Below are 22,181 nucleotides of genomic sequence, written 5' to 3'. Positions count from 1 at the left end.
AAAAAATTTTTTGAAGAAATTTCAAAAAATCTTCGGCGTTTTTGAAAACCGCCGTATTGCCCCGCGAAAAGGGGGAAGCACCACCAACTTTCCAACGAGAAAGGAGGTGAGAATGTGGAACCTAATAGCAAGGAGTTTTACAAACAGTGTGCTTTTCAGAAGTTTTGTAATACGGTATTGCACAATGAAGCGTGCGACACTCATAGAGAGCTTCGCAGACACAAGGCAAAGGAAGTGACCTTTTCTGACATGACCTTAGACGAAACACGACAGCTTCATACGTTTGATGAATATTTCAAACGGGAAACCGCCGAAACCGTCTTTGAGAAAGCCGGTAAGAAAATCACGCCGAAGCTGCTTCTTGAAGCAATCCGTACTTTGCCGGAAGAAAAGCGCAAAGCCATATTGCTGTATTACTTCGAGGGAATGAACGATACCGAGATTGCGGAGCTGTTCAATACGTCGAGAAGCACGATACAGTACAGGCGGACAAGCTCTTTTGAGAAATTAAGAAAATATCTGGAGGAAAATGCTGATGAATGGGACGAATGGTAACGAACCCGGCTACCCGGAAAAAGCCCTTGTTCCCTATCCTGTCATTGTGGCAGCGACAAAGGGCGACCCGGACGCCATGAAGATTGTCTTGCAGCATTTCAGCGGCTACATAGCCCGCCTTTCCATGCGGAAGCTGTACGACGAGCGCGGGAACGTCTATTTCGGCGTAGACCACGACATTCGGGAACGGCTGCAAGCAAAACTGATGATGGCTGTCCTCACCTTTAGGACAGAGGAATAACCGCAGCGGCGGCGGGACGCTTTCTCTCACCCCCTTTTCCGTTCCGTTGCTGACGCGGGCAGCACAGCCATTCTGAACCTTGAAAAAGAAAGCGGCGCAAGATAACGGCGACGCAGCATAGGGCAAATCGGATACGTTCCTTTTGCGCCGAGCCATACGGCGGGTGCGCCATGACGCTATCCCGGCAGGAGTATTCCCGCCCGGACAGACGAGCGACCAACACCGCGCCGGAAAGCAAGTGTAGCGGCTTGCGGGCGACGACACGCAGAATATACAATGATACTTCCTTACAGCCACAGTCCGAGCGTTAAGAGCGTCGCAGGCAATGGGTAGGGCTGCATGAGAACCATGCCGGGGTGAAATTCCCATGAGGTTATGCTAATAACCGTCCGATTAAAGCCTTTGTTTTCTTGAATAGTGGACTTGCTGCTATTCATAGACTGTATTATATGTTTGCGAAAGAAAGGGGGATTTTCTTTGACGCAAAACCAGACGCCCGTTACCACAACGGAGCATAAAATCGGAAAAGTTACTTACCTTATATGTTCGTCCGCAAGTGAACACGCGACGGACACACTGGATAAAAAGATAAAAAAGCTCATTCGCAAAGATATGGAGCTGAACACCGCAAACGCCCGGAAATAGGGCGTTTCTTCACATTTTATACATGACACAGGCAGCGGTATGTGGTATAATATAGACAGTACAAATACCATGCTTGTCTGTCGTCGGAAAGGAGGACAAAATGTTACAGACAGACAAGATTACCGCTTTATATTGCAGATTGAGCCAGGAAGATATGCAGGCCGGGGAAAGCGAGAGCATACAGAACCAAAAGCTGATTTTACAGAAGTATGCTGACGAACACCACTTTTTCAACACGCGCTTTTTCGTAGACGACGGATTTTCCGGCGTGAGCTTTGAGCGTGAGGGGCTTCAAGCCATGCTGCACGAAGTTGAAGCCGGGAACGTGGCGACCGTCATAACAAAAGACCTCTCCCGTCTGGGACGTAATTATCTGAAAACCGGGGAGCTGATAGAGATTGTCTTTCCCGAATACGAAGTGCGCTACATTGCCATTAACGACGGTGTAGACACAGCGAGGGAAGATAACGAGTTTACCCCTCTGCGGAACTGGTTCAACGAGTTTTACGCCCGCGACACTTCAAAGAAAATCCGGGCTGTCAAACAGGCAAAGGCGCAGAAAGGCGAGCGCGTCAACGGCGAAGCCCCTTACGGCTACCTTATCGACCCGGATAACCGCAATCATCTGATACCCGACCCGGAAACGGCGCACGTCGTAAAACAGATTTTTGCAATGTATGTACGGGGCGACCGTATGTGTGAAATCCAGAACTGGCTGCGGGACAATGAAATACTGACCGTCGGGGAACTGCGCTACCGCAGAACAGGAAGCAACCGCCACCCCCGCCCACAGCTCAACGCATGGTACAACTGGCCGGATAAAACGCTGTACGACATTCTGACAAGGAAAGAGTATTTAGGGCATACCATAACCGGGAAAACCTACAAGGTATCTTATAAGTCGAAAAAGACGAAGAAGAACCCGGAGGAAAAACGGTATTTCTTCCCCAACACTCACGAACCTTTAATTGATGAAGAAACCTTTGAGCTTGCACAGAAGCGGATTGCCACCCGGCACCGCCCGACAAAGGTTGATGAAATCGACCTGTTTTCCGGGCTTCTCTTTTGCGGGGACTGCGGCTACAAAATGTATGCAGTACGCGGAGCCGGGACGCTTGAACGGAAACACGCCTACACTTGCGGCAACTACCGCAACCGGGCAAGAAATGATATGCTCTGCACTACGCATTATATCCGCAAAAGCGTATTGAAAGAACTTGTCCTTGCAGACTTGCAGCGCGTAACGTCTTATGTGAAAGAGCATGAACAGGAATTTATCGAAACCGCTAACGAGTGTAGCGCAAAGGCAGTACAAAAGACGTTGACACAGCAGCGGAAAGAGCTTGACAAGGCGCAGAACCGTATGAACGAGCTGAACATCTTATTCCGCAAGCTCTACGAGGATAACGCTTTAGGAAAACTTTCAGATGAACAGTTTGCTTTTCTGACTTCCGGCTATGATGAAGAAAAAAAGACGCTGACCCGGAGGATTGCGGAGCTGTCACAGGAAATCGACAACGCCACCGAGCGTAGCGCGGACGTGAAAAGGTTTGTCGCACTGGTACGCAAGTACACCGCCATTACCGAACTGACCTACGAAAACGTCCATGAATTTATTGACCGTATTCTTATTCACGAACTGGATAAGGAAACGAACACCCGCAAAATCGAAATCTTTTATAGCTTTGTCGGCAGAGTTGATACAGGCGATAAGCCTACCGAAAGTATCTCCTATTTCAGACAGATAGGAGCCGACGTAAAGAGTTATGCTATCTAACATACATCAAAAAGAGGTAAGATAACACCCTCTGCAAAAAAGGTATCGTTATCTTACCTCAACAAAATTCGTACCGCTCCAACCGTCGTCAACGTAGGTTTCCACAACCTCTATCCCGTGGTACTGTGCGTACTGCATGAGCATCTGCTTCTGGCTCGTTATGGAATTGCTTTCCCTGTCCGTGATGCCGTCATCAACGGACAATCGGGTATATAACCCGCCTTTTGGTGCTGTTTTGTATGTAGTCCTACCCATTCGCTTCTCCCTTCCAGGAAAAAGCTGGTGAACTGCAAAGTGGTTCTTCGGTTTCTATTATATCGGAATCCCACGATGCCTGCAAGCACTTTTCCTCTTTGTCGGAATTTAATATTGCCCTCACAAACGCATCCTGCGGCGTTCTCCTGCTGTCAAATACCCTTGTCACGATAAGTTTTGTTTTATTCAAATATATTCCCTCCAAATTTCACTCTAATATCAGATGTTTTCCGTGCCCTGCCCTGAAAAATAAACGCCCGGCAAGGTGTAAAATTACTCTGCCGGATAACAGACGCTTTGAAAGGACGTAATATAGACGCTTCCAAAATGCGCCCGAACCCTTGTATTTCCTGGCTTTATACGCTAAGACACTTCTTTTTCTATTTTAAATTTAAAAGAATTTATATATATAACAGGGAATCCCCCATAGCCGTATGTATATATAAAAAGGATTTGGCGATTTACACGTCTAAGCGTCCGTTGCGTCTTAATGCCTTTCCCCTGTCCGCATTTTTACATGGATACCCTTAAACCCCCTTGCGGTCTTTCCGTTTCCGAGTGCGATATTATTGGTATAGGTCAGTTTGTATTTATCCTCATTCTGCCGTAAAAAGTTGGAGAAACTGCGCTCCCCCAAAGGCTTTTCAAGGTTGTCCTCGCACCACTGGCCGTATGCGCCGTAAAGCTGCTTTGACGTGGCGTGTGTGCCTTTCTCAAGCCGGATATAGCCCTCCGACTGCATGAATACGATGATGTTGTTCCCGTCCTGCATGGCTTTTGTCAGGTTGTCCTCCGCCCGTTTGCTTATGGTGAAGCTGTACCCGTTGTCAATCAGGCGGTGCAGCCCCTCAAGACACCATAGGAATATGCCCTCAGCTTCAGCAATGAGCTTCTCTCCGAGGAACGGGTCGTATTTCCTGTCCGGCTTGCGCTCCTTGACAGTGAGGACAATCTGCCGCCGGAAAAAGCCGTAGGAACGGTCATACAGTGAACCGAGGTTGCCATTCCCGAAGCAGATGAACCTCACGCACAGATACCCCTGCTCGCTCTGCCTGCCCTTGCGCTCCAAATCCGTTTTATCTTCCAGCGTCACTATGGATTTGATGTTGTTCGTCTGCGGGAGGGCTTCCAGCTTCATGTCATCATCAAGCATCAGCAGTTTCCATTCAAGGTCTGCCCTTGCGAAGCGGTCAACCTCCACTTTCTGTATGCTGCCCGTGTTCATGCTGTCACCGAGCAACGCCCTCAGCACCCTGCCGATGCGTGACTTGCCTTCCCCGCCTTTGCCTATGACAATCATCATTTTCTGCCCTTTGGTAGTCGGCTGCAGCATATATCCCATAAATTCCTGCAACGTGATGATGTCCTCCGGCTCTAATAGCTGCCCTACAAAGGAAAGCCACTGTGACGGCTCAGGCGCATCCGGCGCATACCGCACCGGGAGCCTGTTCATGCAGAACTCTTTCTGTGAGGAAAAATCCCCCGACAGGAAATAGGTTCCGTTCGCCACATGGATACGGTCTGTCTGGTAGGGTATCGGCGGGGAGTAGCACCTGATCCGCAGCGCATCCAGGAGCGTTGTCGCCTTTTTTGCGATGCCTGATGTGACATAAGGCGCAATCTTGTAGTATATCTCCGCTTTAATCTGCTCCGCATCCCCGATTGCCCCGTTTACGTCAAAAAAAGTGCCGTGTATGCACTTCATAGGGTGTCCTGCGAGGAAATCCTCACAGAAAAGCACGTCATTGACCTTGTTCCCGTCAAACCATGTTTCCGGCTGTGACGCCTGCTCCATTTTCTCCATTGTCTTTTCCAGCGCCGCCCTCTGCTCCGGCGGCACACTGTTCCAGTCTTCTTTCAAATTTCAACACTTCCTCTCCATAATCCGCCACTAACTGCACACGCTCCGGTAGCGGAGCGCACAATAAAACATCCAGCAGGTACTCAATATAGTCTTTCTTTTCCAACGCTTCACAGAATAACGGGTTCCATTCCCCGTCCGGCTCCTGCGGCGCATATTGTTCTTTCCACTGCCTTAAACAGCACAGGTAATCGGAAAGCACACGGAAACACTTCTTTTCCGCCCTCTCAAACCTCTGCTCCGGTGACAGCTTCCGCTTCCGCTTTGGCGGCGGCTTCCTGCCCCTGTTATCCTCAAAACTGATACCGAAATCCGACGCTATCCGCAACGCCGCTTCTTTCTTCCCAAGCCCGTAATACTTCGCCACAAAATCAATGGCATCGCCCCTTTCCCCGCACCCGAAACAGTAATAGCGGTTATCAATCTTCATGCTCGGGTTTTTGTCCTTGTGGAACGGGCAGACCGCCATGCCGCTGCGGTTTATCTTTATCCCGCAATACTCCGCCGCCTGCCTTGCGGTAATGCCGTTCTCCCTCACCGCTTCAAATACATTCATTGAAACCTCCATGCACGCAAAAAAGGCAGCTACAAACCTGTCAAATAGGTTCATAACTGCCTTAACGCTGTGTAAATCAATTATCAGTGGACAATGCCCACAGTCATTCTCACTTAACCAAAAATCTAAAAACTGTCTATATAAGTATGGCTGCACCCTTTCCGCCAGTTCCCGATCAGTGCGTAGTATAATGGGATAACATGGCTGTTGTCCTCCGCTGCCTTCACGCCGACATACCCGTTATGTGCGCTGAATGTTTCAAAACAAAGCGCAACATCCTCAAGCTGCTCCGAGCCGACGATATCCTCCGACAGATAGACCATGCCGCTTTTTGTCACCCTTATCTGGTTGTTGTGCCTGTCATTCCCGCAGGCAATCAGCATACGGAACTGCTCAAGGGTGATTGTCCTGATGTCATACGCCTTTATCCTCTGCCCGTTCAAAATAATAGATTTTCCCCTCTGTATGGGAAACATTTCCTCTTGTATCATCCGCCAATAAAAATCCCCGTTTTTACAAAATTTTATATCCCGCAAGTAGCTTCTGGGAGGGAAGCCCACATTGGAATCGCACCATCATCTTTGTGACCGTTTTACGGAAGTATCATTATCAGGAAACAGTGTCATGGCGCAAGGTTCCCACACCTTGTTTGCTTTAAAACATCTCTCGCTCTTGCCTGTCCAGTACAGGCGGTCATGGCGTGCTTTGGCACAGCTCGGCTGTTTCATACGTCTTGCAGGATTGCCCATATTCAGTTGTCAGTATACCTTGCGGTTTTCTCTCCGCACCATAAATAAGGTATGCCCGTCTGCCCGGTTAAATTTCCAGCTTGTCCGCCCCGTATTTATGGATAATCCGGAACAGGATTTCCTTCTCTTTCCCCTCCGCTTTCCCATATAGCCTGCACAGTGTTTCAAGCTCCGTTTCTGTGAGGGTATTGGTATAGGGCTTGTAGTTATGCGTGATAAAAACCCCGCCGCCACAACCCGGCTTTGTATAAATCGGGTAGTCAAAAGTCAATGCGAAAATATCATGGTGTATCGTGCGTATCGTAACGCCCAATTCCCACGCAAGCTCCCTTGATGTTATATGCCCTTTGACAGATAAAATGCTGATGATTTCCATTCTCCGGTGTGCCGTGTCCATGCTGCACCTCCCCTCACTTCCCGGCTTGAAAACTGCCGGATTTTTTATGTATTCCTTTCACAGTACGGCCCGAATTCATGTATGATTGACAGGACGGTTTCCCTGTCTTTCCCCATACATCCCACAGCGAGTTTTTCCAGGCATTCCAGTTGTTCACGGGATAGGGAGTTCTGGTATTTTCCTGCCCCGTCCATGAGGGAGTAGCCGCCGTTATATCCCTGCTTTGCAATCACGGGAAGTTCCTCACCAATAACTTCAAAATCCCTGCGTATGGCGTTCTTCCCGACACTGTACATAGCCATGAGCTTCGGCACGGTCAGCCTTTTCCCCGACAGCAGCATACGCTCGATTTCCCGCCGCCGCTGGAATGCGTGGTCTAACATTTTTTCACCCCCTTTCTCCGCTGTTTGTGATGTTAATTGTAGATAAAGGAAGTTCCCGTATATGGGTACGTTCCTCAAAAAAATTTCTGCCTTTTCTTACAGACAGCTAAAACCAGAAACTTTCTCTTTGAAGTAATAGCAAGCACTGCCTGTGTTCCCTCACAGGCTCCGATTTTCCCAAATCCCCCCGGAGCGGGAATCTGGAAAATCTGCTTGTAAGGGGAAGAATCCCCCTAGCCCCCTCTACGCTCAAAAATCATAAAATCTCCTGCCAGGATTTCTGATTTTTTTCACTGTTTTTTTGCACGAACAACCCCCATAGCAGGATTGAAGATTGTGTAAAATCCTTTCAAAAATCCAACACGGAAAGGAGATAATAAATGGCAAACCGTGAGCGCAAAAATGAGCTGAAAATATATCTAAGTGACAAGGAGCAATACATACTGGAACAGAAAGTAAAAATCTCCGGCATGAAAAGTAAATCCTCTTTCCTCCGCCGCCTGATTTTGTACGGCTTTGTCTATGACATTGACTATTCAGACCTGCGGGAATACAACTACACGCTCGGAAAAATCAGCGGCAACTTAAACCAGATCGCCAAGCGAATGAACGCCACAGGCAACGTCTATAAAGCCGATGTGGAGGAAGTGAAAAAGCCGATGAAACAGGTGTGGGATACACAAAAATCCATGCTCTCAAAACAGCCCTCCATGAAGCAGTAAGCCCAAGCGGAATCCACTTCCAGAAAGGGAATAGTTCCAGCCAGATTTTTCACATAAATACGCAACAGATAAACTGTAATAAAAGCCAAAATCAGACAAATTTCGCACCATTAAAAAAGGTGTACCGCAGTGAAGTTTATTTCTTCCTTGCGGTACACCTTTATGTGTGCAATTATTCTTTGTTTTTGTCTTTGGTGTGTATACAGTTTTCGCTTTTTTCTAATCATATCTTTTCCTTACTGATAGTCTATAAAAAAGAATGGCAGTTTTACATTCAAATAAAACCGCCATTCTTAAGCTCATGCGCTATATATTTTTCATAAAATTACCGTCAGCGTTTGCTTTGAATATTTATAAAGATAATTTTATGAATGCTTTGTAAAATATAAAAGTTATGTTTTGTATAATTTATGTAAAATACAGGTTCTTTAGGAAAACTGCACCATATCACTTTTATCTTGCTGAAAAATAATCTGTATAACCGTTCCTTGCCCCAGGCTGCTTTGCAGTTCAATCTTGCCATTCAAGTATTGTACAGCATGTTTTACAATAGATAGTCCTAATCCCGTTCCGCCTGATTCCTTAGAGCGGCTCTTGTCTACACGGTAAAATCGTTCAAAGATTCTTGCCTGATGTTCCGGCGGTATGCCGATTCCCGAATCCTTCACAGTAATCGAGGCACTATTTTCCTGACTGCTTATAGCTACTTCTACCGTACCGCCGTTCTTATTATACTTGATAGCATTATCACAGAGGTTAAAAATAATTTCTGTTAAGAGCCGCCGGACACTTTTAATATAAACCTTTTTTCCTGTTAAAGCCACTTCAATATCTTTTGCCGCTGCTATATCTGCCAGTCCTGCCATCACCTCAGATGCGACCTCATATAAATCAACATTTTCAAACGGCATATCGCATCCCTCGTCTAATTGGGATAAACGGATAATATCATCAATTAATGTTACAAGCCGCCCTGCCTCTGTGCGGATATGCCCTACAAAGCGTGTCATATCCTCCGATTTTACAAGACCGTTCTCCATTAACTCCGCACTCCCCATTATGGATTGAAGCGGAGTTTTCAATTCATGTGATACGTTGGCAGTAAACTCCCGTCTGTTCCTTTCTGCGAAAGCTGCTTCTGTTATATCAAAGGCAAGAACAACCGCCCCAATTACAATACCGTTAGATTCAATGCGGTTGACATGGATCTGATACTCTTTTCCCTCACGTTCTATGCGGATTTCGCTGTGTCCACTTGAAAATGCGTCCTGTATGGCGTGGCTCACATTATGGCTTCTCTCTACTGTCAGAAAATCTTTACCTATGCTGGAACATTTCGTATGAAACAGCTTCAGCGCGGCAGGATTAATGTTCAGAATTATATTTTTCTCATTCAAAAGGACAAGCCCTTCCGTCATGCCATATGTAATCTGTGCAAATTCATCATTTTTCCTTTGGAGTTCCGACAACTGCATATCAATCTGCTTATGCTGTTTATTGATACGGTTTAATAGGGGAGCCAGCTCCTCATAAGTATCGTTTTCCAGCGGTTTTTCTAAATCAAGTCTGTTTAACGGCTCCATGATATGTTTAGAAATACGGCTTGCTAATACTCCTGATAAAATGAGTGTTACAACAACTACAATTAAAATCGGCTGTATCATCCCCAAAACAAGCACCCATATCGTAACGCTGCTGACAGAAATCCTTAATACTGAACCATCATTAAGCCGCCTTGCACAGTAAAGTGTTTTTTCTAAAAGAGTCGTGGAATAACGTGAGCTTTTTCCCTCTTTATTCCGCAGGGCTTCTTGAATTTCTTCCCTGTCCGCATGGTTTTCCATACTTTCCCCGTCAGACTGTGTATCATATATAACATCTCCATTTTCAGCAACCCATGTCAGACGGTACTCCCTTGACTGTAATTCCTCCAGATAGTTCCGTCCATCCTTTTCAACGGCTATGGCAGCTAAAGACAGTTCATCCTCCAACTGTTTTCCCTGAACATTACTGAAATAACTGTAAAGACATCCCATGATGATAACAAGGCTTGCAATCAGGACAGCCCCCGCTACAACCATAATTGATTTAAAAATTTTCTTTGTCATGCCTGCACCTCTAACCTATAACCAACACCACGCACTGTTTCAATCATTTTCCCATAATCCCCCAGTTTTACACGCAGAGTACGGATATGCATATCAACCGTTCTCGTTTCACTGACATAATCAGCTCCCCATATGTCATTAAAAAGCTGGTCACGGGAAAATGCGATGCCCGGACGGGAAAGGAACAGCCGGAGAAGTTCAAATTCTTTTAAGGTAAGCTGTATTCTTTCATTATCAATGGAAACTGTATGTTCGTCCAGATTGACAACAAGCCCCCCGGCTTTCAAAAGATGTTCTACCTCTGTAGGATTGCACCGGCGGAGTACCGCTTTCACACGGGAAACCATCTCCATCATCCCAAAAGGCTTTACAAGATAATCATCCGCACCTAAATCAAGGCTCTGGATTTTATCATACTCCATGCCTTTTGCAGTTGCCATGATGACGGGAATCCTGCAAGTGTCAGGGCTGTCTTTTAAAAATTTCAGCAGTTCCACGCCATCCTCTCCGGGCAGCATAATATCAAGAATTATCAAATCCGGCTTTTCCATAGATAAAGCGTCACGAAAGGCTATTGCATCCAAAAATCCTTTTGCTTCAAAATCAGTGGAATTAAGCGTATATACCTCAATATCCCGGATACTGTCATCATCTTCCACACACCATACTTTCATAATCATGCTCCTTTATGTTCTCCTGTCACGGAAAAAGCCACCCACTCTGCAATATTTACCGCATGATCCCCGATACGCTCAAAATATTTGGCAATCATCAGTAAATCCAGCGCATATCCTCCGTCTGTCGGTTTTTCTGCTATCAGCTTAATCAGAGATGACTTGACCTGTAAAAACAAATCGTCAACCACATCATCACGGTCAATCGCCGCACCAGCCAATACTACATCCTGTTTTACAAAAGCGTCAATGCTTTCTGTAACCATCTGGCTCGCCGCATCTGCCATAAACCGGATCTGTTCACATTCCCCTCCAGTCCTTCCGTCAAGAAACGTGATAATTTCCGCAATATCCGCCGCCTGTGTTCCAATACGCTCCATATCAGTAATCATTTTAAGGGCTGCAGATATTTGCCGTAAATCCCTTGCTACCGGCTGTTGCTGTAACAGCAGTTTCAAACACAGTGTTTCGATTGTGCGCTCCATCCGGTTAATCTCTCCATCAAGGGATAAAACCTTGTCTGCCAGCTTTATGTCGCCCATAGTTAATGCTTTTGAAGCAGCGGCAATCGCTTCCTCACACATTGCCCCCATTTGGGTAAGCTCTTTATTCAGCATAGCAAGCTGTTCATCAAAACGACTTCTCATTATCCAAACCTCCCCGTAATATAATCCTCCGTCCGCTTGTCCTTTGGTTGCTCAAACATCTTTTCCGTATTTCCATACTCAATTAAATTGCCAAGGAGAAAGAAAGCCGTATTATCGGAAATCCGCACAGCCTGCTGCATATTGTGCGTTACGATGATAATAGTATACTTTTCTTTAAGTTCCATTGCAAGTTCCTCTATTTTAGATGTGGAAATAGGGTCAAGTGCGCTTGTAGGCTCATCCATCAGAAGCACATCCGGCTCCACCGCTAATGCACGGGCAATGCAGAGCCGCTGCTGCTGACCGCCTGACAGTCCTAATGCCGATTTTTTCAGCCTGTCCTTTACTTCATCCCAGATTGCCGCCCCACGCAGAGAGCGTTCTATTATATCGTCCAATTTTGCCTTATTTTTCACTCCGTGTGTCCTCGGCCCGTAAGCAATATTGTCGTAGATGCTCATAGGAAAAGGATTCGGCTTTTGAAAAACCATGCCAATACTGCGGCGAAGCTCATTGACATCGACATCTGCATCAAAAATATTATCGCCCCTATAATACACTTCTCCTGTAATCCGTACACCAGCGATAAGGTCATTCATTCGGTTTAACGATTTAAGGAAAGTAGACTTCCCACACCCGGAGGGGCCAATCAGTGCCGTAATGCTCTGTCCTTCAATCTCAATATTTACATCTTTCAAAGCCTGTGTACTGCTATACCACAGGCACAGGTCTTTTACCACCATGGCAGGACTTTTGTCATGATTCATTATATTATTCATACATTTCTCCTTTTTTGGAAATATCTGCTCGCCAGTGTAGCCGACAGATTGATGAACATGGTCAAAATCATCAGGATAGCGGCAATTGCAAAGGCTATACCAAATTCCCCGTTTTCTTTTGCATAGACATATAATGCGACCGTCAATGTTGCCCCTGCACTGCCAAGCCCTTCAAGAATCCCGTTCAGGGCATGGGCAAAACCAGCCGTAAAAAGAAGTGCCGCTGATTCTCCCAAAATTCGCCCCACTGACAATATACAGCCTGTTATGACTCCATCAATACAACCTGGAAGCACAACGGTATAAATCACACGCCACTTTCCAGCTCCCAGCCCAAAAGCACCTTCACGGTAACTTTGCGGTACTGTTTTCAGGCTTTCCTGCGTTGTGCGCATAATCGTAGGCAGATTCATGATTACCAACGTAAATGCCCCCGCTAAGAGGGAAGTTTTCATACCAAAAAACTGACAGAAAAACAGCATACCTACAAGTCCATAAATAATAGACGGAATCCCTGATAAGGTTTCGGCTGCATACTCAATCATTTCTACCAGTTTCTTATTTTTGGCATATTCTGTAAGATAAATCGCCGCACCAACTCCAAGCGGGAGAACAAATACCAAAGTTGCCGCAACAATATAGACTGTGTTAAGAATATCCGGCAGTATCCCGATCCGGTCAGACAGATAACTCGGTTTCGTAGTAAGCAGCTCCCAAGATACATTCGGCAGCCCTTTCCACAATACATAACCAATCAAAAATAATACCAATGCACAAGTAATGCATACGGAAATCCCCATCAACACACGCATGGCTGTAATATATGTTTTCCTTCTAAGGGAAATTGATTGTTTTTCCATCTATATTTACTCCTTGCTTTGTTTCAAAAAGAAATTTAATACGGCATTTATCAGCATGATAAAGAGGAATAAAACCAGCGCAATCGAAAATAATGCCTGTTTCTGTAAACTTCCGTCAGACGCATAAGACATTTCACTTGCCACAGCGGTTGTAAGGAAACGGACGCTCTGAAAAATTTTCGGCATATTGGGGGCGTTCCCCGCCACCATCATAATAGCCATAGCCTCGCCGATAGCCCTGCCAACGCCTAACACAACAGCCGCCGCAATGCCGCTTTTTGCCGCCGGAACGGATACACGGAAGTATGTTTCAATCGGTGTCGAACCAAGCGCAAGGGAAGCATCCTCATATTCCTTTGGAACAGCTTCTAATGCCGTAAGCGACACTTTAATGATTGAGGGTAATATCATAATTGCAAGTACAATGATAGCAGCAAACAGGCTGGCTCCATCGGGGATATGGAAAACAATCCGTATCCCTGGCACAAGCACCATCATTCCCACAAGCCCATAAACTACCGACGGAATGCCAGCCAATAAACTTACCGCTGTTTCAATAACGGTTTTTATTTTTAACGGCGCAATCTTAGCAAGATAAACTGCTGTCATAAAGCCAATTGGCACTCCAAGTACGATTGCGCCAGCCGTACCATAAATACTGGTAAGGATAAACGGAAAAATCCCATATTGCGGCTGTGCTGCTGTAGAAGCCCATTTCTTCCCGAAAAGGAAATTCAAAACTCCTATTTTTCGGATAGCCGGAATCCCTGATATGACAAGGTAAACGGTAATCAGGAGTACACAGCCAACTGTAATCAGACCAAGTATCAGGAATATGCCATGTATGGCATTCTCCATGAACTGTTTTTTGTTCATTTGACTTCACCTTCCAAAACCTTTCATAATCCGCCGGATTATTTATTTACTGGTACTGCACCCGCAGATGAGATAATCTCGCCTGCTTCAGATGAAGTAATATAATCAAAGAATTTCTGTGCAGTTGCCGAAAGCTCTGCGCCGCTCTTTGTCACTAACACAAACGGACGCTGCACCACATAGCTACCATCTTTTACCGTTTCCTCCGCAGGTACAATACCGCCGACAGAAAGGGCTTTTACCGTATCCTTTACAGATGCAAGGGAAGCATATCCGATTGCCGCCGGATTGCCTGCCACCGTTGTAATCACATCCCCGGTAGATGTAAGCTCCTGACGGTATTTGCAGGCATCCTCCGTGTCCGTAATGGATTCAAAGCCATCTCTTGTACCGCTCCCGGCTTCACGTCCAATCAGGACAATTTCCAGATTATTGCCGCCTATATCCTGCCAGTTTGTTATTTCCCCTCTATAAATCCTGCTAATCGTTTCAAGGTCAAGGTCATTTACCGGATTATCCGGATTTACAATGACAGCAATCCCGTCAAGCGCAAGCACCGTTTCAGTCAATCCCTGCGCTTTTTCTTCTTCCTTTAAGTTACGGCTGGAAAGACCAATATCGCAGCGTCCTTCTGCCACAGCCGTAATTCCGGAGCCGGAACCGGTAGGGTTATATGTAAAGGTTACACCGGAATTGTTTTCCTCAAAAGCTTCGCCCAAAGCACCGATTACTTTTTCCATAGAGGTTGAGCCATCCGTGGATACTGTTTTGCTGTCCGCCTTCCCGCATCCGGTCATAGCTACGAGTGCAAGTGATAAAGTGGCAACAAAAGTAACAATTTTTTTCATAATAATTTTCTCCTTTTTTCTTTGTGATATTTTCTTCTACGCTTTTTATCATAAATACTGCTTGTAAAATCAAAAACATAACTTATGTCAAATTTTTGTAAAATGAACAGACTTACCATAAAAACTGCATCATGGAAATGTGCATAACTGACTATTCCGTCATGGATAACTCTATTCACAGGACATGGAAAAGCAAAGTGCAGCTTTCCCACATCCTGCAAACAGAGTTACCCACAACTCCATAAGATAGCCAGTTATACGACATTTCCACAATGCCGATTACGGCGAAATCCCACTCATTCATTCCACTTTTTCATAAAACACAAATAAGAAAAGCTCTGCATCTCACAGAGCCTTTCTAACCTTTGATTATTCGCCAACTACCGTTCCATTTTCCTCACAAAAACAACATTATAGATATATCTCTGCCGCTTTTGCAAAAGCAGCTTTCCTCATGATAAGTTCCGACTGTTTTTCTTCCGGCAAACCCTCAAACACACCTTTATAGCCCTTCTCCAGCAACGGTGTGCCTTTTGCCAGTAAATACAGTTTTGTATTCAGCCATTCTTCCCACAAATCTTCAAATAGTTCCACACTGTCTGTAAAAGTTATGGCATCTTCAAAACCATGTGGCAGATTATAATATTTTAGCATTACAAAGCCATACCTGCCTACATCAAGCACTACGATATTCTCCATCTCATACAGCTCTGCAAACGCATCTACCACCTTTTGACACTTTGTCCGTTCTTCCTCTGTGATATAAATTTTCTTTTCCATATAGCCTTACCTCGTTTCTTATAAAATTTTACCATATTCATTTTATAAGAACCACCTGCACACCAGCTTTTCTTCCACTTGTTTTTGGCAAAACCCACTTTACTAACAATTCACTTCACCAAAAAAGGGGGGCTGCTCGCCCCCTTTGATGTTTTTCGCTTCCACAATAAATCAACACATCCTAATTCCTATCATGGTCTCTGTTCTACTTTCCAATATCCTTTTTTAGCGGAGCCCACTCTGATAATGCTCCCACTTTCTTTCAGCAACTTTATTTTCTGTGAAATCGTTTTCCGACTGACATTCAGTCTGCCTGCTATCTCCTCATAAGTAGCATATGGATTTTCCATTAAAATTTCCAGCACTTCTCTGCTGTTTTCAGTCACCTTTTCAGTCACCTTTTCAGTCACCTTTTCAGTCACCTTTGCACTTTTCAATGCCTTAAATTTCACCATTATGTCTTCACCATGCACAATATATTCTGGTTCTTCCGCACCTAATTTTTTACAGGCATCACAGATTTTCTGAATACCTCGCCCCCAGCTTTCAATGTATCCGGCCCTGTAAAATACTCTTGCAATATCCGGATTATAGGGTTTTGAAGTATGAGCACTTAAGAGAGTCTCTGCCGTCCACCCAAAAGGCAACATACTACAATTACTGACATACATCACCTCATCTTCTATCCGAATCTGAACTGGTACATTATCTGCCCAATTACAATGTATCAGAGCATTATAGACAGCTTCCCTTATTGCATCACGCGCAAATGGATAGGTCTCCACCCTCGTCTCTTTATAATAAGAAACAGCGGCTTTTAAATATTTCAAATAGATTAATTCAATCACCCGATCTGCCATAATAAGAAGTGAACCATGTATTTCGTCCTGATATAAAAGCTCACTTCCCTCAAATTTACCGATTTTCACATAACAACCGCCAATTATCTTCTCTGGATTCCTGTAAAAGCATAAAGCGCCGGCACGCTTCAATTTACCATCAACCAGCAAATACAATTTTTCTAAAAGCTCCTCATCAGGAATGTTCAAGTCTTCCTTTGCCATACGACCGCTTCGAAACGCTTCCCTCCTGAAAATATCAAGGCTTTCCCTGTCTAAATCTGCTACTGAAATATTAGATACTACTGCCGCGTCCCACTTCGTACCTGTCTTTACCATTAAAAAGTTGGTCAAAGCATTTCCTCTTAACTGCTGTTTTGTACTTCCGCTGCGGTAATGATACTCACCATCGTAATTTACTGGGAACATCCATGGATTTACTACTATTTCAATATAATCCAGGCCGTTTTTATTCAACAAATTTACATCTGCAACAATACCAAGTTTATTCTGAACTTTGTTAGGAATATCCTCCAACAATTTCTTACTGTTTTTCACACCGATTACAGTACCATCATCTTTCGTCCCAATATATATTTTCCCACCCTGAGCATTGGCAAATCCACAGATCCACCTCAAATATTCATCTCGCCAGGATTCCTTCCACTCTATATTCTGACTCTCTCCCATTACAAGCCTCCTTCGTTCAAATGGATATGATATTTACTTCCTTCTCCATATAGTCATCAACATTTCCATTGACATTCTTATCTTTCCTGGTCTATTATAGGAACCGCTTCGCGAACCATATAATCATATTACTATAACAGAGGCTGCTTCACAATTTCTATTATGCAGATTTTATTATAGCCAATAGAAATAAATACTACAATTAAAATTGCAGGAAATATTTTATTTTACCGGAATGAACCTTTTGTGTCATCCGCCCGTCTATATAAATGAAACCGGTTTTATTTCAGACAGACTGGAGGTGATGATATGGATGATTTTGAGCAAATGCTGCAGACCGAGCGAGTATCCCTGGAACGATTTGTACGGTATCGTCTGCCTTCCAGAGAGGACGCGGATGACGTACTCCAGGAAATATACCTGTCAGCCTATCAGAAATTTCCTCAGCTGAAAAACAAGGCTTCCTTCAAAGCCTGGCTTCTGGTCATTGCCAGGAACAAATGCAATGATTATTTCCGAAGAAAAGCGGCTCAGCTTGAAATTCCCGTGGATGAACTGACGGAGACAATACTCTCCGACAGCAGGCAGGGACTTTCTGAGAGAAGTTATGTACAGGAAACACTGGATTTGCTGGGGGATAAGGACAAACAGATTCTTTACCTGTATTTCTGGAAGGAAATGCCCCAGACAGAAATTGCCAAAAAGCTGAATATCCCTGTGGGAACTGTAAAAAGCAGGCTTCACACGGCAAAGCAGAACTTCAAAAACCAGTATCCGTATCCCACTGGTAATATGTATCCCGGAAATGGGACGAAAGGAGAATGTACGATGAAGAAATTACCTGAATTTATTCCGGAATATACGATAACGGAAAGCAGCAAACCCCCGTTTTCCGTAAAATGGGAGGAACTCATGGGATGGTTTCTTGTCCCGAGACCGGGAGAAAAGCTTTCCTGGGGAATGTACGACATTCCCTCCCGCAAGTGCAGCCATGTATATGATATGAAAGTCACCGGAAAGGCAAAGGTACATGGTATCGAAGGTATAGAACTCACAGCAAGGGAAGCTTCTTATTCAGACAAAAGCGACGTAATCCAACGTACCTTTGTGGCTCAGCTTACCGATACCCATTGCCGATATCTGGCAACGCTCCGAAATGACGGTGATGTCAGAAATTATATCACATTTCTGGACGGCGATGAGTTCATGCCTAACTGGGGCTTCGGCGAGGACAACTGTGGAAATGAGATAAATCTGTCTCCGAAGGGTGATATCCGGAGAACAGGCACCATTGTCACAAGTGCTGGCAAAGAATTTCTGCTGGACATTGTGGGAAGATATACCGTGACAATCGGAGGAAAGCATTACGACACTGTCTGTGTCATGGATATCGAGACCTATAACTGCGGCGTGGTATCGGAACAGTACCTGGATACCAACGGAAGAACCATTCTCTGGCGCCGCTTTAACCGCGATGACTGGGCCTTCGACCGCTATAAGAAGAAATGGAGCGAACAGCTTCCGGAAAATGAACAGCTCACCGTAAACGGTATCACATATGTTCAGTGGTATGACTGTATTACGGATTATATTCTCTGAGATACCATGGACTATCGGAGATAATGAAACGGACACGGAAGACCTGAGACAACCGTGTCCGTTACTTTACCTGACCACTGTCAGACCAGCTTCTCGAATTCTCCCCCACAGAGGCCGCATCGCGCCGCTCCCTCAGCATCCCATACAGCCATTTGCCGGAATCGCTTAAATCTTCCACTGAAAAACTCTCTGTTTTCTCACAGTTGCTCTTGAGAATTGCCGAGGTCTCCGCCTTATTCGACAGATTCCAGGCAACATAGCTTATATTATGGGAATCCATGACCTCAATCCACCTGTCTGCCTGCTCCGCATTGATGGCACCATTGCCGGAGGCATCGCAGATGCCATATTCCGACACAAAAACGGGAAGACCGGATTCCACAGCCTTCACCATGGTATCCCGCAGGGAATCTGTATGTGTGGCCGCATAGAAATGCAGAGTATACATAATATTGTCATACCCCTGAATGGGATCTGCAGCTGCCTGGTCCACATACTGAGACCAGTTTGGCGTTCCCACCAGAATGACGCCCTCTTTGTCATTTCCCCGAATCACTTCAATCACCTGCTCCGCATAGCTCTTTATCTCCCCCCAGGAAACGTTCCCGTTGGGCTCATTACAGATCTCATAGAGCACATTGGTATATCCTGCATATGCTTCCGACATTTCTCCGAAAAATGCCAGTGATTCCTCAAGATATTGATTGGGATTCCCGTCTGATAAAACATGCCAGTCAACAATAACATACATGTCATTATTTGCAGCATACTCCACTCCCCCTTTGATCAGAGCCTTTAGCTCCTCTCTGTCTCCGTCTGTACAATACCCTCCATTCTCCGCAGTGTACATGGCCAGCCTTATCACATTGGCTCCCCACTCTTCTTTCAGCTGTCGGAAACAGGCCTCGTTCACATACGACGGATACCAGGCCAGACCATGGGTGCTGATTCCCCGCAGCTGTACGGGATTGCCGGCGGCATCCACCAGCTTTGTCCCCTCCACTGACAGCTGGCCTACAGTCTGCTCTCTTCCCTGCGAACCTTCCTCATCACCGGAAGGCACATCCATATACCCCTTCGAAGCTTCTCCCATAGAATGTTCCTCTTTGTTTTCACTTTTCGAAGCACTTTCTTCCATCGATTCTTCTAACCGGTTTTCCCCGGCGGTAATTTCACTCGGATTGTCTTCCGCCACATCTGTTGCTTTTTCTGTAATTTCTGCTTCAATTATGCTTATTTCCGATTCTGCTTCCACAGCGGAATTCCCACAGCCGGAAATGCAGAGTATTCCTGTTAACAATATAGAAAATGCAATGTACTTACTGACTGATTTCCACATCTTTGTTTCAGTCCACTCCTTCTCGGTTTTTATATTTTATTTCAAAAAAATAAGGACGCAAAAACGTAAATTATTTTTGGCGGTCCTAATTGTATATGTTACCACAAACAAAAATACAAGTCTACTCTTTTTTCTGAAAAATGTTACTATATTGTTGCGGCTGTCACAGGCCGACTACCAGAATGCAGGAGGTGCGACGCAATGATAGAACTCTCAGGAATAAGTAAAACATACCGTGTGGCCAGAAGGCCGGCGGGTATGGGAAATGCATTGAAATCCCTTTTTTCCAGAGAATACACTTTGATCCCTGCCCTGACAGATGTGAGCTTTACCATCCGTGACAGAGAGATGGTGGGATATATCGGTCCCAACGGCGCGGGAAAAAGTACCACAATCAAAATTATGTGCGGAGTACTTACTCCGGACAGCGGAACCTGTGTGATCAACGGCAGGGTTCCCTACAGAGAAAGGATTGCCCATGTGCGGGACATCGGCGTGGTATTCGGTCAGCGAAGTCAGCTCTGGTGGGATGTCCCTGTGGCGGACAGCTTCGAGCTGATACGTGACATTTACAAGGTAAAGGAGGACCGCTACCGGAAAAACGTCAATGATTTGACAGAACTTCTGGATCTGGGAGACATCCTGCAGACTCCGGTCCGAAACCTGAGCCTGGGCCAGCGAATGCGCTGTGAAATAGTGGCCTCCCTGCTCCACGATCCCAAAGTGCTCTTTCTGGATGAACCTACCATTGGGCTGGATGCCGTCTCCAAAATTGCCGTGCGGAAATTTATCCGGCGTCTGAATGTGGAAAGGGGTACCACCATCCTGCTGACCACTCATGATATGCAGGACATCGAAGCGCTGACACAGAGAGTGCTGTTGATCGGTAAGGGAAAGGTTCTGGTAGACGGAACCCTCGCCGGCCTGAAGAAGCATATCGCCTCCCGCAAAACCATGACAATTGAATATCGCGGACCACTTCCCACACCGATAGAAGGCATGATGCCGCTGCAGTCCGACGACGGAAGACTTGTCCTGAGCTTTGACCCTTCCGAAATTCCGGTATCCGAGGCAATCACATATTTCGCGCAGAATACAGATCTGCTGGATGTGTCTGTCTCAGATGTCACCACGGAAGAAATGGCGGCAAAACTGTATAAGGAGTATAACCTGTGAAAATAAATATGAATACAAACTGTAAAATGTATTTCTCCCTTTTTCGTATTCGTTTCAATTTCAATCTCCAGTACCGGGCTGTGGTATTGGGCGTCATCATAAAAGGCTTTTTCTGGAGCCTCATGGAAGTTCTGGGATATCTGGCTCTGTACCGCACAAATCTCACAGCTTTTCCCATGGAACTGTCCCAGACAGTTTCCTATGTGTGGGCTCATCAGTCCTTTATCGTGCTTTTTACAGTGGTATTTGCAGATGGGGAGATTTACTCGTCCATACGCTCGGGTGCCGTGGCCTGTGACCTGGCAAGACCCGCAGGGCTTTATGGATGGTGGTTTTGCCAGTCAGCTTCCAATCGACTTTCCTTCGCCCTGGTAAACTGTCTGCCGGTTCTGCTTCTGGGAATGCTCCTGCCAAAGCCTTACGGACTGACGCTTCCCACATCTCCCACACAATGGATCCTCTTTACACTGTCTGCAATGACTGCCTTTGGCGTCACGGTGGCTTTTGCCATGCTGATGTATGTGTCCCTTTTTTACCTGGTCTCTCAGCGCGGCATTCAAATGATGGTGCGTCTTACCTCCATCTTCTTCTCAGGAGGAATCATACCGCTGCCCTTTTTCCCTGAGCCGGTGCTGCGGATTGTGCAGTGGCTTCCCTTTGCCGCCATGCAGAATATGCCTCTGCAGATTTTCTGCGGCCGGATGATGGGAAGCGATGCGGTAAGGGGAATCTGCTTTCAGCTCTTCTGGCTGGCCATACTGGTTCTGACCGGCAGAGCTGCCATGGCCCAGGCCACAAAAAAAGTGATTATAAACGGAGGCTGAT

General features: G+C 45.6%; 25 protein-coding genes. 8 read left to right on the top strand and 17 right to left on the bottom strand.

Annotation, left to right across the window (positions count from 1 at the left end):
- Window positions 1-114 precede the first annotated feature (114 nt).
- From NSB25_RS19585 to NSB25_RS19570, 4 genes are all read left to right on the top strand, one after another.
- A complete protein-coding gene (locus NSB25_RS19585) occupies window positions 115-555 on the top strand; it encodes an RNA polymerase sigma factor (protein ID WP_103242672.1) in 441 nt (146 codons plus the stop codon).
- Window positions 536-796, top strand: a complete 261-nt coding sequence (locus NSB25_RS19580; protein ID WP_103242673.1) for a helix-turn-helix domain-containing protein — start codon at window positions 536-538, stop codon at window positions 794-796. Before NSB25_RS19585 ends, NSB25_RS19580 begins: the two co-directional genes overlap by 20 nt.
- 477 nt (window positions 797-1,273) lie before the next feature.
- Complete coding sequence (locus NSB25_RS19575) at window positions 1,274-1,441, top strand: transposon-encoded TnpW family protein (RefSeq protein ID WP_257479301.1); 168 nt, start codon at window positions 1,274-1,276, stop codon at window positions 1,439-1,441.
- A gap of 100 nt (window positions 1,442-1,541) precedes the next feature.
- The gene (locus NSB25_RS19570) at window positions 1,542-3,218 is read left to right on the top strand and encodes a recombinase family protein (protein WP_257479300.1); all 1,677 of its coding nucleotides are present in this window, start codon (window positions 1,542-1,544) and stop codon (window positions 3,216-3,218) included.
- 48 nt (window positions 3,219-3,266) lie between these two features.
- Here the strand turns inward: NSB25_RS19570 and NSB25_RS19565 are convergent, their stop codons facing one another.
- The 7 genes from NSB25_RS19565 to NSB25_RS19535 form a co-directional block, all read right to left on the bottom strand.
- Window positions 3,267-3,473, bottom strand: coding sequence for a recombinase family protein (locus NSB25_RS19565; protein WP_103241121.1), 207 nt, complete (start codon window positions 3,471-3,473; stop codon window positions 3,267-3,269).
- Window positions 3,466-3,663 (bottom strand): hypothetical protein, encoded by a 198-nt coding sequence (locus tag NSB25_RS19560; RefSeq protein WP_103241122.1) that lies wholly within the window; start codon window positions 3,661-3,663, stop codon window positions 3,466-3,468. Before NSB25_RS19560 ends, NSB25_RS19565 begins: the two co-directional genes overlap by 8 nt.
- Window positions 3,664-3,960: 297 nt before the next feature.
- Window positions 3,961-5,277, bottom strand: a complete 1,317-nt coding sequence (locus NSB25_RS19555) for a DNA primase family protein (RefSeq protein ID WP_172455204.1) — start codon at window positions 5,275-5,277, stop codon at window positions 3,961-3,963.
- On the bottom strand, window positions 5,234-5,890 hold the full coding sequence (locus tag NSB25_RS19550) for a CHC2 zinc finger domain-containing protein (RefSeq protein WP_103241123.1): 657 nt from the start codon (window positions 5,888-5,890) through the stop codon (window positions 5,234-5,236). The genes NSB25_RS19555 and NSB25_RS19550 overlap by 44 nt, the downstream gene beginning before the upstream one ends.
- A gap of 125 nt (window positions 5,891-6,015) precedes the next feature.
- Window positions 6,016-6,333 (bottom strand): hypothetical protein, encoded by a 318-nt coding sequence (locus tag NSB25_RS19545; protein ID WP_242982540.1) that lies wholly within the window; start codon window positions 6,331-6,333, stop codon window positions 6,016-6,018.
- Between the two features lie 373 nt (window positions 6,334-6,706).
- A complete protein-coding gene (locus NSB25_RS19540; RefSeq protein WP_103241125.1) occupies window positions 6,707-7,036 on the bottom strand; it encodes an HTH domain-containing protein in 330 nt (109 codons plus the stop codon).
- 44 nt (window positions 7,037-7,080) lie between these two features.
- Complete coding sequence (locus NSB25_RS19535) at window positions 7,081-7,419, bottom strand: DeoR family transcriptional regulator (protein ID WP_103241126.1); 339 nt, start codon at window positions 7,417-7,419, stop codon at window positions 7,081-7,083.
- Between the two features lie 380 nt (window positions 7,420-7,799).
- On the opposite strand from NSB25_RS19535, the gene NSB25_RS19530 reads away from it, so the two are divergent.
- The gene (locus tag NSB25_RS19530) at window positions 7,800-8,141 is read left to right on the top strand and encodes a plasmid mobilization protein (protein WP_103241127.1); all 342 of its coding nucleotides are present in this window, start codon (window positions 7,800-7,802) and stop codon (window positions 8,139-8,141) included.
- Window positions 8,142-8,569: 428 nt separating this feature from the next.
- Here NSB25_RS19530 and NSB25_RS19525 read toward each other — a convergent pair whose 3' ends face one another.
- The 9 genes from NSB25_RS19525 to NSB25_RS19485 all read right to left on the bottom strand — a co-directional run bounded on the left by NSB25_RS19525 (window position 8,570) and on the right by NSB25_RS19485 (window position 17,242).
- Window positions 8,570-10,249, bottom strand: a complete 1,680-nt coding sequence (locus NSB25_RS19525; RefSeq protein WP_103241128.1) for a sensor histidine kinase — start codon at window positions 10,247-10,249, stop codon at window positions 8,570-8,572.
- A complete protein-coding gene (locus NSB25_RS19520; RefSeq protein WP_016230362.1) occupies window positions 10,246-10,923 on the bottom strand; it encodes a winged helix-turn-helix domain-containing protein in 678 nt (225 codons plus the stop codon). The genes NSB25_RS19525 and NSB25_RS19520 overlap by 4 nt, the downstream gene beginning before the upstream one ends.
- A 2-nt stretch (window positions 10,924-10,925) precedes the next feature.
- Window positions 10,926-11,570: a phosphate signaling complex protein PhoU gene (phoU, locus tag NSB25_RS19515; protein WP_016230361.1), complete on the bottom strand. Its 645-nt coding sequence runs from the start codon at window positions 11,568-11,570 to the stop codon at window positions 10,926-10,928.
- Window positions 11,570-12,349 carry a phosphate ABC transporter ATP-binding protein PstB gene (gene pstB / locus NSB25_RS19510; protein WP_103241129.1) on the bottom strand — a complete coding sequence of 260 codons (780 nt, stop codon included), beginning with the start codon at window positions 12,347-12,349 and terminating at the stop codon, window positions 11,570-11,572. Before pstB ends, phoU begins: the two co-directional genes overlap by 1 nt.
- A complete protein-coding gene (gene pstA, locus NSB25_RS19505; RefSeq protein WP_016230360.1) occupies window positions 12,346-13,209 on the bottom strand; it encodes a phosphate ABC transporter permease PstA in 864 nt (287 codons plus the stop codon). The genes pstB and pstA overlap by 4 nt, the downstream gene beginning before the upstream one ends.
- Before the next feature lie 6 nt (window positions 13,210-13,215).
- Complete coding sequence (pstC, locus tag NSB25_RS19500) at window positions 13,216-14,085, bottom strand: phosphate ABC transporter permease subunit PstC (protein WP_103241130.1); 870 nt, start codon at window positions 14,083-14,085, stop codon at window positions 13,216-13,218.
- 38 nt (window positions 14,086-14,123) lie between these two features.
- Window positions 14,124-14,933: a phosphate ABC transporter substrate-binding protein gene (locus NSB25_RS19495; protein ID WP_103241131.1), complete on the bottom strand. Its 810-nt coding sequence runs from the start codon at window positions 14,931-14,933 to the stop codon at window positions 14,124-14,126.
- A 411-nt stretch (window positions 14,934-15,344) separates the two neighbouring features.
- On the bottom strand, window positions 15,345-15,713 hold the full coding sequence (locus NSB25_RS19490; RefSeq protein WP_103241133.1) for a hypothetical protein: 369 nt from the start codon (window positions 15,711-15,713) through the stop codon (window positions 15,345-15,347).
- A gap of 191 nt (window positions 15,714-15,904) precedes the next feature.
- The gene (locus NSB25_RS19485; protein WP_103241134.1) at window positions 15,905-17,242 is read right to left on the bottom strand and encodes an ATP-binding protein; all 1,338 of its coding nucleotides are present in this window, start codon (window positions 17,240-17,242) and stop codon (window positions 15,905-15,907) included.
- A gap of 309 nt (window positions 17,243-17,551) precedes the next feature.
- Between NSB25_RS19485 and NSB25_RS19480 the strand changes: the two genes are divergently transcribed.
- Window positions 17,552-18,841 (top strand): RNA polymerase sigma factor, encoded by a 1,290-nt coding sequence (locus NSB25_RS19480; RefSeq protein ID WP_103241135.1) that lies wholly within the window; start codon window positions 17,552-17,554, stop codon window positions 18,839-18,841.
- 61 nt (window positions 18,842-18,902) lie between these two features.
- Here NSB25_RS19480 and NSB25_RS19475 read toward each other — a convergent pair whose 3' ends face one another.
- Entirely contained in the window at window positions 18,903-20,096 is a 1,194-nt protein-coding gene (locus NSB25_RS19475) for a glycoside hydrolase family 5 protein (protein ID WP_242982541.1), read from the bottom strand.
- A 285-nt stretch (window positions 20,097-20,381) separates the two neighbouring features.
- On the opposite strand from NSB25_RS19475, the gene NSB25_RS19470 reads away from it, so the two are divergent.
- Window positions 20,382-21,356, top strand: coding sequence for an ABC transporter ATP-binding protein (locus NSB25_RS19470; RefSeq protein ID WP_103241137.1), 975 nt, complete (start codon window positions 20,382-20,384; stop codon window positions 21,354-21,356).
- A complete protein-coding gene (locus tag NSB25_RS19465; protein ID WP_242982542.1) occupies window positions 21,353-22,180 on the top strand; it encodes an ABC transporter permease in 828 nt (275 codons plus the stop codon). The genes NSB25_RS19470 and NSB25_RS19465 overlap by 4 nt, the downstream gene beginning before the upstream one ends.
- Window position 22,181: the final 1 nt, after the last annotated feature.

Source organism: Acetatifactor muris, from assembly GCF_024623325.1.
Lineage (GTDB): Bacteria > Bacillota > Clostridia > Lachnospirales > Lachnospiraceae > Acetatifactor > Acetatifactor muris.
Note: the sequence above shows the minus strand (reverse complement) of the source record. Positions and strands in the feature narration are given on the sequence as shown.

Excerpts from the sequence above, each read along its gene's own strand:
- NSB25_RS19580 (WP_103242673.1), top strand. The coding sequence starts at position 536 with ATGAATGGGACGAATGGTAACGAACCCGGCTACCCGGAAAAAGCCCTT.
- NSB25_RS19570 (WP_257479300.1), top strand. The coding sequence starts at position 1,542 with ATGTTACAGACAGACAAGATTACCGCTTTATATTGCAGATTGAGCCAG.
- NSB25_RS19565 (WP_103241121.1), bottom strand. The coding sequence starts at position 3,473 with ATGGGTAGGACTACATACAAAACAGCACCAAAAGGCGGGTTATATACC.
- NSB25_RS19555 (WP_172455204.1), bottom strand. The coding sequence starts at position 5,277 with ATGGAGAAAATGGAGCAGGCGTCACAGCCGGAAACATGGTTTGACGGG.
- NSB25_RS19550 (WP_103241123.1), bottom strand. The coding sequence starts at position 5,890 with ATGAATGTATTTGAAGCGGTGAGGGAGAACGGCATTACCGCAAGGCAG.
- NSB25_RS19540 (WP_103241125.1), bottom strand. The coding sequence starts at position 7,036 with ATGGACACGGCACACCGGAGAATGGAAATCATCAGCATTTTATCTGTC.
- NSB25_RS19535 (WP_103241126.1), bottom strand. The coding sequence starts at position 7,419 with ATGTTAGACCACGCATTCCAGCGGCGGCGGGAAATCGAGCGTATGCTG.
- NSB25_RS19530 (WP_103241127.1), top strand. The coding sequence starts at position 7,800 with ATGGCAAACCGTGAGCGCAAAAATGAGCTGAAAATATATCTAAGTGAC.
- NSB25_RS19525 (WP_103241128.1), bottom strand. The coding sequence starts at position 10,249 with ATGACAAAGAAAATTTTTAAATCAATTATGGTTGTAGCGGGGGCTGTC.
- NSB25_RS19520 (WP_016230362.1), bottom strand. The coding sequence starts at position 10,923 with ATGAAAGTATGGTGTGTGGAAGATGATGACAGTATCCGGGATATTGAG.
- phoU (WP_016230361.1), bottom strand. The coding sequence starts at position 11,570 with ATGAGAAGTCGTTTTGATGAACAGCTTGCTATGCTGAATAAAGAGCTT.
- pstB (WP_103241129.1), bottom strand. The coding sequence starts at position 12,349 with ATGAATAATATAATGAATCATGACAAAAGTCCTGCCATGGTGGTAAAA.
- pstA (WP_016230360.1), bottom strand. The coding sequence starts at position 13,209 with ATGGAAAAACAATCAATTTCCCTTAGAAGGAAAACATATATTACAGCC.
- pstC (WP_103241130.1), bottom strand. The coding sequence starts at position 14,085 with ATGAACAAAAAACAGTTCATGGAGAATGCCATACATGGCATATTCCTG.
- NSB25_RS19495 (WP_103241131.1), bottom strand. The coding sequence starts at position 14,933 with ATGAAAAAAATTGTTACTTTTGTTGCCACTTTATCACTTGCACTCGTA.
- NSB25_RS19490 (WP_103241133.1), bottom strand. The coding sequence starts at position 15,713 with ATGGAAAAGAAAATTTATATCACAGAGGAAGAACGGACAAAGTGTCAA.
- NSB25_RS19485 (WP_103241134.1), bottom strand. The coding sequence starts at position 17,242 with ATGGGAGAGAGTCAGAATATAGAGTGGAAGGAATCCTGGCGAGATGAA.
- NSB25_RS19480 (WP_103241135.1), top strand. The coding sequence starts at position 17,552 with ATGGATGATTTTGAGCAAATGCTGCAGACCGAGCGAGTATCCCTGGAA.
- NSB25_RS19470 (WP_103241137.1), top strand. The coding sequence starts at position 20,382 with ATGATAGAACTCTCAGGAATAAGTAAAACATACCGTGTGGCCAGAAGG.